Annotated in this window: 10 protein-coding genes; 4 read left to right on the forward strand and 6 right to left on the reverse strand. The window is 72.2% G+C overall.

From position 1 onward, the window contains the following. On the reverse strand, nt 1–371 hold a 371-nt coding region (locus tag O4U47_RS25855; RefSeq protein ID WP_270680582.1), incomplete at its 3' end, for a DoxX family protein. A gap of 179 nt (nt 372–550) precedes the next feature. On the opposite strand from O4U47_RS25855, the gene O4U47_RS25860 reads away from it, so the two are divergent. Then, nucleotides 551–1,294, forward strand: coding sequence for a FadR/GntR family transcriptional regulator (locus tag O4U47_RS25860; RefSeq protein ID WP_270680583.1), 744 nt, complete (start codon nt 551–553; stop codon nt 1,292–1,294). A 171-nt stretch (nt 1,295–1,465) separates the two neighbouring features. Here O4U47_RS25860 and O4U47_RS25865 read toward each other — a convergent pair whose 3' ends face one another. The 3 genes from O4U47_RS25865 to O4U47_RS25875 all read right to left on the reverse strand — a co-directional run bounded on the left by O4U47_RS25865 (nt 1,466) and on the right by O4U47_RS25875 (nt 4,048). Further along, nucleotides 1,466–2,503, reverse strand: coding sequence for an LLM class F420-dependent oxidoreductase (locus O4U47_RS25865; RefSeq protein WP_270680584.1), 1,038 nt, complete (start codon nt 2,501–2,503; stop codon nt 1,466–1,468). Nucleotides 2,504–2,645: 142 nt separating this feature from the next. After that, entirely contained in the window at nt 2,646–3,488 is an 843-nt protein-coding gene (gene panB / locus O4U47_RS25870; RefSeq protein ID WP_270680585.1) for a 3-methyl-2-oxobutanoate hydroxymethyltransferase, read from the reverse strand. Nucleotides 3,489–3,751: 263 nt separating this feature from the next. Further along, on the reverse strand, nt 3,752–4,048 hold the full coding sequence (locus tag O4U47_RS25875) for a putative quinol monooxygenase (RefSeq protein WP_270680586.1): 297 nt from the start codon (nt 4,046–4,048) through the stop codon (nt 3,752–3,754). A 129-nt stretch (nt 4,049–4,177) separates the two neighbouring features. Between O4U47_RS25875 and O4U47_RS25880 the strand changes: the two genes are divergently transcribed. After that, nucleotides 4,178–4,792 carry a TetR/AcrR family transcriptional regulator gene (locus O4U47_RS25880; RefSeq protein ID WP_270680587.1) on the forward strand — a complete coding sequence of 205 codons (615 nt, stop codon included), beginning with the start codon at nt 4,178–4,180 and terminating at the stop codon, nt 4,790–4,792. Here O4U47_RS25880 and O4U47_RS25885 read toward each other — a convergent pair. Together O4U47_RS25885 and O4U47_RS25890 are read right to left on the reverse strand one after the other, a co-directional pair. Then, nucleotides 4,786–7,026 (reverse strand): tetratricopeptide repeat protein, encoded by a 2,241-nt coding sequence (locus tag O4U47_RS25885; RefSeq protein ID WP_270680588.1) that lies wholly within the window; start codon nt 7,024–7,026, stop codon nt 4,786–4,788. The two genes, O4U47_RS25880 and O4U47_RS25885, sit on opposite strands and share 7 nt — an antisense overlap. A gap of 292 nt (nt 7,027–7,318) precedes the next feature. Then, the gene (locus tag O4U47_RS25890) at nt 7,319–10,609 is read right to left on the reverse strand and encodes a tetratricopeptide repeat protein (RefSeq protein ID WP_270680589.1); all 3,291 of its coding nucleotides are present in this window, start codon (nt 10,607–10,609) and stop codon (nt 7,319–7,321) included. Nucleotides 10,610–11,124: 515 nt separating this feature from the next. On the opposite strand from O4U47_RS25890, the gene O4U47_RS25895 reads away from it, so the two are divergent. Together O4U47_RS25895 and O4U47_RS25900 are read left to right on the forward strand one after the other, a co-directional pair. After that, entirely contained in the window at nt 11,125–11,292 is a 168-nt protein-coding gene (locus O4U47_RS25895) for a hypothetical protein (protein WP_270680590.1), read from the forward strand. Between the two features lie 131 nt (nt 11,293–11,423). After that, nucleotides 11,424–14,459, forward strand: a complete 3,036-nt coding sequence (locus O4U47_RS25900; protein ID WP_270680591.1) for a helix-turn-helix transcriptional regulator — start codon at nt 11,424–11,426, stop codon at nt 14,457–14,459. Nucleotides 14,460–14,586: the final 127 nt, after the last annotated feature.

Raw genomic sequence — 14,586 nt, forward strand, 5'->3', positions numbered from 1 at the left:
GCGCGGCGGATCCACGCCAGCGCTCCCATCAGCACGATGAGCACCACCGGCAGCACCCACCCCGAGTCCTGCAGGATGGCCAGGTGGGTGAAGGCGGCGCCGACCACCACGATGGTCAGCCCCAGAGCGGCGAGCCCGGCCAAGCGCGGGATGAGCACCCCGATGCCCCCAGCGAGCTCGGCCGCGCCGACGAAGTAGCGCAACCACTGTCCCGCGCCGATGTTCTCGAACGTCGTGATGAAGTCCGGCCAACCCGCGACCTTGCCGAACCCCATAAGGAGGAACAGCCCCGCGCCGATCACCTGGAGCACCCAGGAGACGACGGTGAGGGCGGTACCGCGCGCGGGGAGGGCCTCTTCACTCCGGGCCATGGCGACCTCGCTCCTGGGAAGGTTCCTGAATCCGGATACCGGCATCGTCGCACACCCGCCCGGGCCGGACCAGCGGCCCGCCGCCCCGGGATTACCCTGAGTGCTGCGGCCGTCGACGGCGGCCGGGGCCGGGGCCCACACGGCCCGCGGCGGTTCGCGAGGGGTCGGGAGGGGTGCACGTGTCCCAGCCGGAGGCCGGAGCCCTGGCCGAGAGCGCGGCCGAGGCGGTGTTCCGCCCGGTGCGCACCGGGAACGCCTTCGAGGAGACGGTGGAGCGGCTGCTGTCGGCCATCAAGCTCGGGGTGGTGGCCCGGGGCGGGCGCTTTCCGCCCGAGCGGGAGCTGGCGGCGCGGCTCGGGGTCAGCCGGATCACCTTGCGCGAGGCCATCCGCGCCCTGCAGGAGGCCGGGTACGCCGAGTCGCGGCGTGGGCGCGGCGGGGGCACCTTCGTCGCCGACGTCCCGCCGCGGCCCAGCCGGGCCGAGGCGCAGCGGATGCTCCAGCGCACCGGAGCCGACCTGGAGGACCTGTTCACCTTCCGGCGCGCGCTGGAGACCGGGGCGGCGGTGCGCCTGGCCGAGGAGGGGCTGAGCCCCGCGGGCGACCGTCTGCTGGCCGAGCGGCTGGAGGCGGTGGACGCGGCCCCGATCGAGGACTACCGGCGGTGCGACACGGTCTTCCACCACACGCTGGCCGAGCTGACCGGGTCGGCGTCGCTGACCGGGGCGCTGGCCGAGACGCGGATGCGCATCAACGACCTGCTCAACGCGATGCCGATCCTGGCGCGCAACCTGGAGCACAGCAGCGCCCAGCACCGCGCGATCGTGGACGCGGTGCGCGGCGGCCGCCCCGAGGACGCCCGCCGCGCGGTGGGGGAGCACCTGGAGGGCACGGAGGCGCTGCTGCGCGCGTTCCTGGCGTGAGTGCGCGCACGGGCACCGACGCCCCGCCGCCGGCCGCCGTCCTCCCGGCGCGGCCTGCCCGGCCGGGGCCGAGCCCGAACGCCCGACCCGCGTTGATCTCGGGGAGAACGACCCTGAAACCGCTCGGGTAGGGGCGTTCTCCCCGAGATCAACGGCGGGGAGCGCCGCCCCTCAGAGCCAGTCCTTGACCTTCTCCACCAGGCGGACCGGGTCGTCGCCCACGGGGGTCACGTTCAGCTCGGTCACGCCCGCCGCCCGGAAGGCCTCGATGCGCTCGCGCACGTAGGACTCGGGGCCCACCAGGTTGGTCAGCTCCAGCATCTCCTGGGGGACGGCGGCCGCGGCCTCGTCCTTGCGCCCGGCCAGGTAGAGCTCCTGGATCTTGTCGGCCGCGTCCTCGTAGCCGTAGCGGCGGGCCAGGGTGTTGTAGAAGTTCTTGCCCTTGGCGCCCATCCCGCCGACGTACAGGGCGATCATCGGGCGGACGAAGTCGAGGAGCTTCTTGGTCTCCTCGCCCTCGCCGATCGCGAGCATGCCCCCGGCGGAGATCTCCAGGTCGCCCAGGGACGGGTCGCGGTCGGCCTTGCCCGCGCGCAGCGATTCGCCCCAGACCGCGTCCGCCTTCTCCGGGATGAAGAAGATCGGCAGCCAGCCGTCGGCGATCTCGGCGGTCATCTTGACGTTCTTCTCGCCGAGGGAGGCGATGTACACGGGGACCGCGCTGCGCACCGGGTGGTTGATGATCTTGAGCGGCTTGCCCAGGCCGGTGCCCTCCTCGGGCGGCAGCGGCAGCGTGAAGACCTTGCCGTCGTGGGTGAGGCGCTCCTCGCGCGCCCACACCTTGCGGCCGATCTCGACGACCTCGCGGGTCCGGGCCAGCGGGCGGTCGTAGGGGAGGCCGTGCCAGCCCTCGATCACCTGCGGGCCGCTGGCGCCCAGCCCCAGCACGGCGCGGCCGTCGGAGAGGTAGTCCAGGCCGGCGGCGGTCTGCGCGATCAGGGTGGGGGTGCGGGTGTAGACCGGGAGGATGGCGGCGCCGATGCGCACGCGCTCGGTGCGGGCGGCGATGTAGCCCATGAGCGTGGGGCTGTCGTAGCCGTAGGCCTCGGCCACCCACACGGTGTCCAGGCCGACCTTCTCCAGCTCGGCGATCTGCCCGACGGACTCCTTGGGGTCGCCGGCGTATTGCAGGGGCATGGAGATGCGCATGCTGCCTCCGTAGGTGGTCGCCCGTGATCGGGGCGACACTCTACCCCTGAGTAGGTTTCGGTCCGGCGACCGGGGCCGGTCGGCGGCGCGCCGCCCACCGGCCCCGATGCGCCCCCGTGCCCGGGGGCGCCCCCGTCGCGCCTCAGGAGTAGGAGTGCTCAGCGTCCGGGAAGGACCCGCCGACGACCTCCTCGGCGAAGCTCTTGGCGGCGCCCGCCAGAGTCGTGTTGAGGTCGGCGTAGGCCTTGACGAACTTGGCCACCCGCGGGCTCAGGCCCGCCATGTCCTGCCAGACCAGCACCTGGGCGTCGGTGTCGGGACCGGCCCCGATGCCCACCGTCGTGATGCTCAGCTCGGCGGTGATCCGGGCCGCCAGCCCGGCCGGGACGCACTCCAGGACGACGGAGAAGGCGCCCGCGCGCTCCAGCTCCTTGGCGTCGGCCAGCAGCGCCTCGGCGCCCTGGTCGCCGCGGCCCTGCACGCGGTAGCCGCCCAGGGTGTTGACCGACTGCGGGGTCAGGCCGATGTGCCCCATGACCGGGACCCCGGCCGCGACCAGGGCCTCGACCTGGGGTGCCATGCGGCGGCCGCCCTCCAGCTTGACGGCGTTGGCGTGGCCGTCCTTCATGAAGCGCGCGGCCGCCTCCAGCGCCTGCTCGGGCGAGGCCTGGTAGGCCCCGAAGGGCAGGTCGGCGACGACCATGGCGCGGGTGGTGGAGCGGGCCACCGCCGCGGTCAGCGGGAGCAGGTCGTCGACGGTGACGGGGAGCGTGGAGTCGTAGCCGTAGACGACCATGGCCGCCGAGTCGCCGACGAGGAGCACGGGGATCCCGGCCTCGTCGAAGACCCCCGCGGTGAGGGCGTCGTAGGCGGTCAGCATGGGCCAGCGCTCGCCGCGCTCTTTGGCGGCGGCGATGTCGCGCACGGTGACCCGGCGCGTGGAGGAGCCCCCGTAGAGGGCGGGGGCGGACGTAGTGGTGCTCATGACGTGTTTTCCCTCCGGTGTCTCGAAGCGCTGAGGGCGTCTCCGGACGGTGTCGGTAAAAACGGGCGCGGCCATCCTCGCACGCGCGGGGCGGCGGAACCTCTGTCGGGGCCAACGCCGGAGGGGGCCGGGTTCATCCCTCCACCAGGGGGATGCGCGCCACTCCACGGGGCGAGGAGCCCTCGGGCCGGAGCCGCCGGGCCGGAGCCGCCGGGCGGTGGCCCGCGCGCGGTCGCCGGAGCGGCGGTGGGGGAGGGGAGCGGTCAGCCGATGGTGCGCAGCAGGGCGGTCCTGGGGCGGGCGCGCAGGACCCGGATCGCCTCGTCCATGCCGGACTCGGCGGCGTCCCGCATGTGCGCGTGGAAGGCGTCCGCGTCCTCCCAGACCTGGACGGCGTAGAAGGCACCGGGGTCGTCGAGGTCCGCGTACTCGGTGGAGCCGACCAGGCCCGGCTTCTCGGAGGTCCGGATCGCATGGAGCAGCGCGTCGCGGGCCTCGTGCTCCTGCCCGTCCTTGGCGTGGATCTCGATGAGGACGGTGATGGTGCCCTGGTCGCTCATGGGCGGTGCTCCCGTCTCGTTCTCCGCCGGTTGCGGCCCGGCCGCGTGAATAAGATGTGTTCGCACTTCTTATCTGCGACCGTACACCCGCGCCGTAGGGTGAACGGGCGCGACCGTGCGAGGAGGACGATGCAGCAGCGCAGACGCGGCAAGGAGCTTGAGGACGCCCTGCTGGGGGCGGCGTGGGCCGAGCTGACCGAACGCGGGTACGCGGCGTTCACGCTGGAGGCGGTCGCGAAGCGGGCCGGCACGAGCACACCGGTGATCTACCGCCGCTGGGCCGACAAGGCGCGCATGGTCGAGGCGGCCATCGCGCACGCGGGTTCCCGGCGCGTCATCGGCGTCCCCGACACGGGGTCGCTCCGCGGCGACCTGATCGCGGTCATGCACGCGGCCAACACGGCGCGGGCCGACCTGCTCGTGGCGACCGCGATCCACCTCGACGGGTACTTCGCGGACACGGGATCGAATCCGGAGCGGCTCCGCGAACTGATGCTGGCAGGCCGGCGCTCGGCGGCCGCGACCATCGTCCAGCGGGCCGTCCGGCGGGGCGAAGCGGACGCCTCCGTACTGGAGGAGCCGCGCCTCGTCTCGCTGCCCTTCGACCTCTTCCGGCACGAGGTCCTCATGACGCTGGGACCCGTCGCCGACGATGCCGTCGAGCGGATCGTCGACGACATCGCGGTTCCGCTTCTGACCCGGCGGGCGCCCGGCGGACAGCCTCAGGGCGGGGCCGATCAGTGACCGCCGGTACGCGGCGGCCGGTGGTGAGAGCCCGAGGGCGCCCGCACACCAGGCAACGCCTCGGAGGAGAACGGCTCGACCTTCGATTCGGCGGCGCGTCTGCGCCAGTGCAGCGCGTCGTCGGGGCGTCCCTCGCCGTTTTCGAGGTCGCCGAGGAGGAACATGGCCTCGGTGGCTGCGGAGGAAATGACCGTACTCGCGGCCCGAGTCAGCCACTTCCGGGCGGCCCCGACGTCGCCTTGTGCCCAGTCCAGGCGACCAAGCCGTACCAACGCTCGGGCCGTATGGAGCCTGCGTCCGCTCTCGGCGCAGCGGATCAGCCAATTTCGCGCGCCTTCATAGTCCTCGTCGTCCATGGCCAAGACGGCGCGACCGTACATGGCGCGCGGCGCGAACTCGACGTGGCCTGAATCGGCCGCCATTTCGTAGTAGCCACGCGCCATGGAGCGCCGGCCGATCTTGTGGGCGGACTCGGCCATCTCCACCTGTGCTGGTGGCATGGCCGCGGGGTGATTGCTCGCCGCTGCCAAGCGGAGCTGTTCGAAGGCGCGTTCGTGCTGTCCGGCGGCGATCCGAGCGAGGCCGATCCCCAAGCGCGCGAAAGGGGTCACGTCGGGGTGCCCGCAGTCCAGAGCCCGCTGATACCAGGTCTCCGCCTCATGGATCTCTCCACGGCGCCGTTCGAGGCCGCCGAGTTTCAGGGCTGCCTTGGGCGCGATGACGTCGAGCCCGGTGCGGACGGCCGCCAGATACCATTCGCGCGCGTGCTCGACGCTGTCCTCGTAGACCTCCCAGAACTCCCCGGCCCGGATCATCGCGTTCCCCGCCTCGTGGCGGTCACCATTGCGCGCGATGTCCTCGAGTACGGCGAGCACGTCCGCGTAGCCATGGGTTTCGGCCATGATCTCGGGGAGTCCGCCGATCCTGCGGGCGGCCTCGCGGCCGCTGCGCATCGGGTCCTCCGGGGGCTTGTCCATGGGAATGACGCCCCCTTTGATCCGTTTCAGGTACTTCAGGTGCAGGTCGGCCTCCGCAGTGATCTCCTCGTCCTCTGCCTCCATGGCTCGCGCGAGGTGCATGCGCGCCGTGTCGACGTCCCCCGCGCGCTTGAGTCCGATGCCGAGGACAAGTCGCTCCTCAGGGGCGGGCTCGACGCCGGATCCGGTGAAGAGGCGGTGCGCCACTGAAAACTCCAGGGCCGCGATCGCCTTCAGGGCGATCTCGTACCTGGGCCGCTCGGTGAACGCCTCGTCGACGTACTCCCACATCGGCGCCGGGACCGGCCAGCCCCGGACGACCGGGTCCACGGTGTCCCGGACGTCACCCTCCCACCACTTTGACCTGTGGGTGAGCAGGCCGATCCGGGAGGTGACCGACGAGTTCCGGAACGAGAGGCGCCACCGCGTCTCATCGGCGATGGCGGTCAGGAGCGGGTGCGGCGCGAAGTGCTCCTCGCCCGCGTCGCTGTCCGCGGTGATCAGGGCGGGGTGGTCCTGTTCCGGAGTTCGTGCCCGGTCGAGCGCCCGTTGGAAGTCCTTGTCTCCGGACGTGCCCTCGTCCGCATCCGATTCCTGCGGGCGCAGCGTCTCCCGGTAGCGCCAGTACAACTCGAAGAGGCGGTCCCGGGTGAGGGGGACCGGCCTGCCGACCCGCTGCCAGTCGGTCACCGTCCGGACGAGTGCGAGGAAGCCGGGGTCCGCCGCGGAGGGGGCGAGGGCCGCCCGGATGCCGTCCCAGTCCACCGATTCCCGGCCGGTGAACACCTCGACGACGCTGTTCACCATCCGCTCCTTGAAGGCGGGGTAGGGAGGGTGCTGGGGGCATTCTGCCCGCTCCAGTCCGCCGAGGAAGACCTGTGCGTTCCGCTGCATGAGCCGGTCCCGCTCGGACCGTCGCAGCCAGCCGTAGGCGTCCAGGTCGGAGGTCGCGAGGATGCGCAGTCCGTCCGGAAGGGTGTTCAAGTCGAGGGAGGCGAGTTCGGTGAGCCGCACGTTGTCCAAGCGCTCCAGCCAGAGCACCGGGCCCGGCGCCCCTGAGGCGTACCGTTCGGCAGCCGCCACCATGCTTTCCAGGGAAACGCGGGGATCGTCGACGAACGCCACAACGGTGTGATCGCCCAGTCGTGCGCGGGCGTTGTGGGCCAGGGTGCGTGTGGCACCGGCCAAGCGGTGGGCGACCACTTCCACGACCTTGCGGTCGGGGTCGCGGAGGGCGTCGAGGAGTTCGTCGTCCACGCTCCGCGGGATGTAGGGGTTCTCATCCTCGGACCCCGGCTTGCACGGGTGCACGCCCAGGTCGCTGAGCGACACTTCGGACAACGTCGGTGGGGTTCCGTCGGTTGTCGGCAGGAGGAGCCGAGGTCGGGGGAATGAGTTGGCCGGGGGATCGGCTTCGAAGGGCATCCGGGGGCCGTCCACCTCCGCTATCCGGGATCCTGCCCATCGGACGGCACCGCCGGGAAACCGGTTCCCGGCGGTGCCACACCGGCGCGACGCGGGGCTCCTCCGCCCGGAGGCCGCAGGACGCCTAGGAGTCCGACTCCACTTCGGCCAGTGCCGCCCTGGCCTTCGTGTACAGCTCGGTGTCCTCCGCCCCTTCGAACTGCACGAGGCGTTGCCACCAGGTGCGCGCGGCGTCGAGGTCCCCCACGGACTTCTCCAAGAGCCCGAGCCGGTACATGGCGGCCGGGGCGTCGTCCTTGTTCGCACTCTCGGCGGCCATGGAGTACCAGTCGCGTGCCTCGGAGACGTCCCCCTGTTCCTCCTCGAGTTCACCGAGCCGGTACACCGCCAGCGACGACAGGTCGGGGTGGTGGCGATCGACCGCCAGCAGATACCTCCCGCGCGCCTGATCGATGTCACCGCTCCGATGGTCGAAGACCGCCAGGTGGATCAGTGCGGATACGACCGTGTAGTCGTCCTCGGTCTTCAGAGCGCGTTCGTACCATCCCCGTGCCCCGTCGGTGTCCCCGTCGTCCTCGGCGAACCGGGCGAGTTCGACCATCGACCTCGCCGCCCACTTCGACCATTTGGCCCTGAGGGCGATCTTGAACCAGGACTCAGCGGCCGTACGGTCGCCGTTCCAATCCCTGTGGGCACACGCCGAGCGGTACATCGCCTGTGGTGAGGCCGAACTGTGCCCGACGCGAGCCGCCCGCTCATAGAAGTCGAGGGCCTCGTCCAAGTCGCCGCGCTCCTGTGCCAGGGAGCCGAGTCCCAGCAGGCCGAAGACCCTGCTCCCGGAATCACCCTCTTCGGCGGCGCGGCCGAACCATTCCTGGGCATTCTGCTGGTCGCCGGAGTCGTGGGCGAGCTGCCCGAGATTGATCATGGCGTTGCCTCGGCGGACCTGCGGCCCTTCCTCGACCAGCTGTATCCACCCTTCGCGCGCTTTTTCGCGATCGCCCTTCCGCCAATCCGCCCACGCCAGGAAGTGCCGGGCGTCGGCTCGCCGACCGGCGTTCGTTGACGTGAGCATCCGCTCGTACCAGGGCCGGGCCTCCTCGATGTCGCCGCGTTCCCGCAAACCCTGCGCGACGAGGGGGACCGCATCGGAGGAGTACGGTTCGACCTCCGATCCCGCGGCGCGTTTGCGCCAGTGCAGCGCGTCGTCGGGACGCCCCTCGTCGTGTTCGAGGTCGCCGAGGAGGAACATGGCCTTGGCGGCCTCTTCGGCGATGCCCGTCCCCGTAGCCTGGGTCAGCCATTTCCGGCTGGCCACGGGGTCGCCACGTGTCCGGTCCAGGCGTCCGAGCAGGACCAGCGCTCGGGCCAAGGTCGCCCGGTGTCCGGCGTCGAGGCAGCGCATCAGCAATACGCGCGCTTCCAGGACGTCCCCGTCGTCCATGGCTATGGCGCCGAGACCGTACATGCCACGCGCCGCGCACTCGGCGTGACCTGAATCGGCGGCCATTTGGTAGCACGTCCGAGCTGTTTCATGCTCGCCGAGCTCGTAAGCGGCATCGGCCGATTCCACCAATGCCCATGGCATGGCCACGGGGTGGCGACTCGCCGTTGCCAGGAGGAATTCCCTGAAGGCGTGTTCGTGCTGTCCGGCTGCGAGCTGGACCCGGCCGATCCCCAAGCGTGCGAGAGGGGTCACCGCAGGGTGCCCGCAGTCCAGCGCCCGATAGAACCAGATCTCCGCGTCGCGGGCCTCTCCGTGGCGTCGTTCGAGGTCGCCGAGTTTCAGGGCGGCCATGGGGGCGAGGACGTCGAGCCTGGTGCGGACGGCCGACAGGTACCGCTCACGCGCGGCGTCGACCTTTCCCCGGGCGTATTCGAGCTCCCCGGCCCGGATCATCGCGTTCGCCGCCGCGTGGCGTTCACCATTGCGCGCGATGTCCGCGAGCGCGGTGAGCGCGTTCTCGACGCCGCGGGCTTCGGCCACGATGTGGTCGAGTCCGCCGATCCGACGGGTGGCCTCGCGGCCGCTGTGCAGCGGATCCTTTTCGCCGGTGCCGGGGCTCCCATCGAAGGGGACGGCGTCTCCTTCGAGCCGTTCCAGGTTGTCCAGCTGCAGTCGGGCTTCCGCTGCGGTCTCCGGGTCATCCGCCTCCATGGCCCGCGTCAGGTGCGTGCGCGCCGTGTCGAAGTCCTTCGTGAGCATGAGGCCCATGCCGAGTGAGAGCCGGTCCTCGGAGTCGGGTTCGACTCCGGATCCGGTGATGAGGCGGTGCGCCGCCGGAGCCTCCAAGGCGTTCATCGCCCTGTTGGCGATCTCGTATCGGAGCGGCCCGGTGAACGCCTCGTCGACGTACTCCCACATCGGCGCCGGGATCGGCCAGCCCCGGATGTCCGGGTCCACGATGTCCTGGATGCTGGCGCCCTCGCTGAGCGGCTTGCCGGTGAGCACGCCGATGCGGGAGGCGACCGAGGAGTCCACGAACGAGAGGTGCCACTGGGTCTCGTCGGCGATGGCGGTCAGGAGCGGGTGCGGTACGAAGTGCTCGTCGCCCGCGGCGCCTTCCGTAGTGACGAGGGCGGGGTGGTCCTGTGCCGGGGCCCGTGCGTGGTCGAGCGCCCGTTGGAAGTCCTCCTCGCCGGGCGTGCCCTCCTCGGTATCGGACTCCTTTCGGCGCAGCGTCTCCCGGTAGCGCCGGTAAAGCTCGAAGAGGCGGTCGCGGGTGAGCGGAGCCGGCCGCCCGATCCGCCGCCAGTCGGTCACCGCTCTGACGACTGCGAGGAGGTCGGGGTCGGCGTCATGGGGGTCGAGGGCCGTTCGGATGCCGTCCCAGTCGATCAGCTCCCGGCCGGCGTAGACCTCGACGACGCTGATCACCATCCGCTTCCTGACGGCGGAGTAGGACGGGCGCTCCGGGGACTCCTCCCTCCCCAGTCCGGCGAGGAAGACCTGTGTGTTCCGCTGTATGAGCCGGTCCCGCTCCGGCTGCTTCAGCGGACCGTAGGCGTCCAGGTCGGAGGTCGCGAGAATGCGCAACCCGTCCGGTAGGGAATTCAGGTCGAGGGCGGCGAGCTCGATGAGCCGTCCGGTGTCCAAGCGCTCCAGCCAGAGCACGGTGCCCGGGGAGCCGGGGGAATGCCGCCCGGCGGCGGCCACCATCGCCTCCAGAGGCACGCGTGGATCGTCGACGAACGCCACGACCGTGTGATCGCCCAGTGAGGTACGGGCGTTGTGGGCGAGGGTGCGTGTGGCTCCCGCCAAGCGGTGGGCGACCACCTCCACCATTTTGCGGTCGGGGTCGCGGAGGGCGTCGAGGAGTTCCTCGTCCACGCTTCGCGCGATGTAGGGGTTCGCGTCCTCGGGCCCCAGCTTGCACGGGTGCACGCCCAGGTCGGCGAGCGATACCTCGGACAAGGTTCGTGGGGTCCCTGCGGGGGTCGACGGATGGAGTCGAGGTCGGGGGGATGAGGAGGCCGGGGATCCGGCCTCAGAAGGCATCCGGGGGGACAATCCGCCTCCAATTTCAGGTTTCCTGCCCATCGGACGGCACCGCCGGGAAACCGGTTCCCCGGCGGTCCATGGCCGTTTCGTGCCATTCGTGGTGGACCCCTCCCGCCTAGGGCGTGTTTCTCGGATCATTTTCGGCTCGCGACCACCAGGACGACGCTCGCTGCGCCGGGACGCTCGAGCAGCCAACCAGGATGAACTTCGCGCCCCGTCTTGCGAGCGCCGCCCGGGACGGCCGCTCGCTGATCGAAAAGCCTCCGAGAAACACGCCCTAGGGGACCGTCCCGTCCGCCGCGTCGCCTAAGGCCCCCTAAGGCCTCTCTAAGGCCCCGCCCACCAGGGAAGATACGGCGACTTTCCGATACCGGAGGCAGGGGTGCCCGCGGGAGTGTGGAGGTGAGCCACCGAGAGGGAGGACCCCCGTGCACCACCCCGATCACCTGGACGAGCTGGCCCGGCAGCACCGGGAGAGGCTGCTCCGCGATGCGGGCGCCGAGCGTGCCGCCCGAGCCGCTCGGCGGCAGCGGGCGGAGGACGAGCGCCGCGAACGCCGCCGCCGGACGCAGGAGCGCTTCGGCCCCGCGGCGTGACCGGACCCGGCGGCGTGACCGGGGCCGACGGCATGACCCGGCCGGGCGTCGTCGTGCGGCGGGCCGAACCGTTGTCCACAGCGCGGAACCGCGACCGCCCCGGAACCCGCGTCCCCGACATACTGGGCGCCGTGGACACACGGAGATCGGTTTTCGTCGGGCGCCGGGACCACGTCCGGGACCTCGCCGCCCATGCCCGCCGTGCCCTCAAGGACGGCGCGGGCGCGGTCCTGGTCGGCGGCGAGGCCGGTGTGGGCAAGTCGCGGCTGCTCCGCGAGTACGCCCGCGTCTGCCCCATGCGGCGCGCCGTCGCCGGAGGCTGCCCGGAGCTGGGCGTCGAGGGGCTGCCCTACGCGCCGTTCACCGCCGCCCTGCGCCGCCTGCTGCGCGACGGCTCCGACCCCGCAGCCGACGGCCGGGGCGGTCCCCGGGAGCTGGCACGGCTGCTCCCCGAGCTGGGCCCCGCACCCGTGGGCCCCGAGGAGGGGCGGGCCCGCCTGTTCGAGGAGGTCCTGGTCCTGCTGGAGCAGGCCGCCGCGCCCGGCGGCCTCACCCTCGTCCTGGAGGACATGCACTGGTCGGACGCCTCCACCCGGGACCTGCTCGTCTTCCTGCTGGGCAACCTGGACTCCGCGCCGGTGCAGGTGATCGCCACCTACCGCACCGACGACCTGCACCGCGGCCACCCGCTGCGGCGCCTGCTGCCCGAACTGGAGCGCCTGCCCGGCGTCGTGCGCACCGAGGTGCCGCCGCTGTCCCGGGACGAGGTGGCCGAGCTCGCCGAAGGATTGGGCGGCCAGGCCCTGCCCGGACGCCAGGCCGACCGGCTCTTCGAGCGCAGCGGCGGCAACCCGCTGTTCGTCGAGTCCTTCCTCGACCACCCCGACGCCGCCACGGCGCCCGTCCCCGACGGCCCCCGGGAGCTGCTGCTGGGCGCCCTGCGCACACTGGACGCCACCGCCCTCGGCGTGCTCCAGGCCGCCTCCGCCGCCGGGGAGCGGGTCCACCACGCCCTCCTGGAGGCGGTCAGCGGGGTCGGACAGGAGGCTTTCGCGGCGGCCGTTCGCGCCGCCGTCGACGCCAACGCCCTAGTTCCGCGCGGCGACGCCTACGCCTTCCGGCACGCGCTGCTCGCTGAGGCCGTCCACGAGGACCTGCTGCCCGCCGAGCGCACCCGCCTGCACCGGCGCTACGCCGACGCCCTGGACGCCGGGGTGGAGGGCTTGGACCCCGGCCAGGCGGCCATGCTGCTCGCCCACCACGCCTACGCCGCCCACGACCTGCCCCGGGCTATGGAGGGCGCGTGGCGGGCCGCCGGGGCCGCACACCGCGGTGCGGCCCTGCCCGAGCGGGTGTCCCTGCTGGAACGCGTGCTGGAGCTGTGGGAGCAGGTGCCCGACGCCGAGGAGCGCATCGAGTGCTCCCGCACCGAGCTGCTGTACGTGCTCTCCCAGGCCACGCTCGACAACGGGTCGCCGCGCCGGGCCGCCGAGTACGCGGGGGAGGGGCTCAAGGCCTACTCCCACTGGCTGGACAGCGGCATGTGCGAGGTCCGCTCGGCGCGGGTCGTCCCCGAGGAGGACGCCGTGGCCATGGGGCGCCTGCTTCAGGCGCGCGGCGACGCCCGCAAGGAGATGTCCCAGGACGGCGCTTTGGAGGACTACGGCGAGGCGCTCCTACGCCTGCCTGAAGGGCACCCGCTGCGCGCGCGGGTGACGGCGGGACTCGCCACCACGCTCCTTGTGCGCGGGCACGATGAGGAGGCCATGCGTGCGGCACGGAGCGCCCTGGAACGCGCCCGGGGGGCGGGAGACGTCCACAGCGAGGCCGACGCCCTGATCACCCTGGGCAGCCTGCTCTCGCACACTCCCGACACCGGCGCGTCCATCGCCTCCATCTCGGAGGGGATCCGACTGGCATGCGAGGCCGGGGCCGTCTCGGTCGAGTTGCGCGGCCGGAACAACCTCGCGGCCGCCTATGACCACGCGGGACGCCCGGAGGAGGCGATCGGGGAGAACCGCGCGGGGTTCGAACGCATCGCGGAGCTGGGCCTGGCGAGGACCCAGAGCGGCGGCTTCGCCATCGGGACCGCCCATCACTTCCATGGCAAAGGGGAGCTGTCCCGGGCGGTGGACCTGCTGCGCTCGCTCCGCCCCGACCCCAACCCCCGCAGTCAGGGGCGGCGCCACCGGCTGCTGGCGGAGGTTCACCGGATGCAGGGCGCGACGGCGGAAGTGGCCGAGGCGGTGGACGCCGCCGACACGCTGATGCCGCCGGAGAGCTCGGCACGGGTCGAGACGCTCGGCAACCTCGCCCCGAGGGCGTGGCTCCATCAGGTCCAAGGGAGGTTCGACGAAGGCCTCGACACGCTCGATGTTCTCATGAGGACCCTGGAGGAGGACCGCCCCTGGGCCGGGGGAGTGTGGATCGGGATGGCGCTCGCCACCGCCGCCGAGCTGGCCCGCGACTTCGCGTACGACGCCGCCGGGGACACCGGGCGCACGGCCGCGGTCGACGCGCTCAAGCGGCGGATCGCGCGGAAGGCGCAGGACCTGCCGGACGAGGAGGCGTGCCCGTTCATTATCAAGGTGGACGGCCGCGCGGTCCGGGCCTATCTGGCGATGGACGAGGCCCCGCGGGCCGCCGACGAGCACTGGGCCTGGCATGAGCGGGAGATGCGGAGCCGCGGCCTGAGGGGCTTCCTCCTCCAGTCACTCCTCGGCCGGGCCGAGTGCGCCCTCGCCCTCGGTGAGCGCGAGCGGGCCTTCGCCCACCTGCACGAGCTCCATGCCCTGGCCTTGGAATGCGGTGCGGGTCTCTACCTCCAGCGAGCCCTACGGGTGATGGAGGCCCACGGCATCGCCCTGCCCGCACCCGAACCGGCGGGTCCCGCCGCCCAGGACGGCGACACGCCCGGGGGGAAGGCGGGGGAGAAGCCCGGGGGCGGGCCGGGGGACGCCCCCGGCAACGGCCTTCCCCCGCTCACCCCGCGCGAGCGCGAGGTGCTGGTGCAGGTCGCGCGGGGGCGGACCAACCGGGAGATCGCCGACGACCTGGTCATATCGGCGAAAACGGTGAGTGTCCACGTTTCCAACGTGCTCGGGAAGCTCGGTGTCACGAATCGGAATGCGGCCGCCCGCAAAGCGATCGATTCCGGCCTCGTCTGAGCGACCTCGGAAAATGCCCCATATAACGGCGTAAGGTGGGAGTCCACCGGCCGCGACCTCCTGCGGCCGGGCCGCTCCGGGCGATCCCCGGGGCATTCGCCCTGTACGGGAGAGGGTGCTTCTGGCA

The sequence above is a fragment of the Nocardiopsis suaedae genome (assembly GCF_027706745.1).
In the GTDB taxonomy this organism is placed as follows: Bacteria; Actinomycetota; Actinomycetes; order Streptosporangiales; family Streptosporangiaceae; genus Nocardiopsis_A; species Nocardiopsis_A suaedae.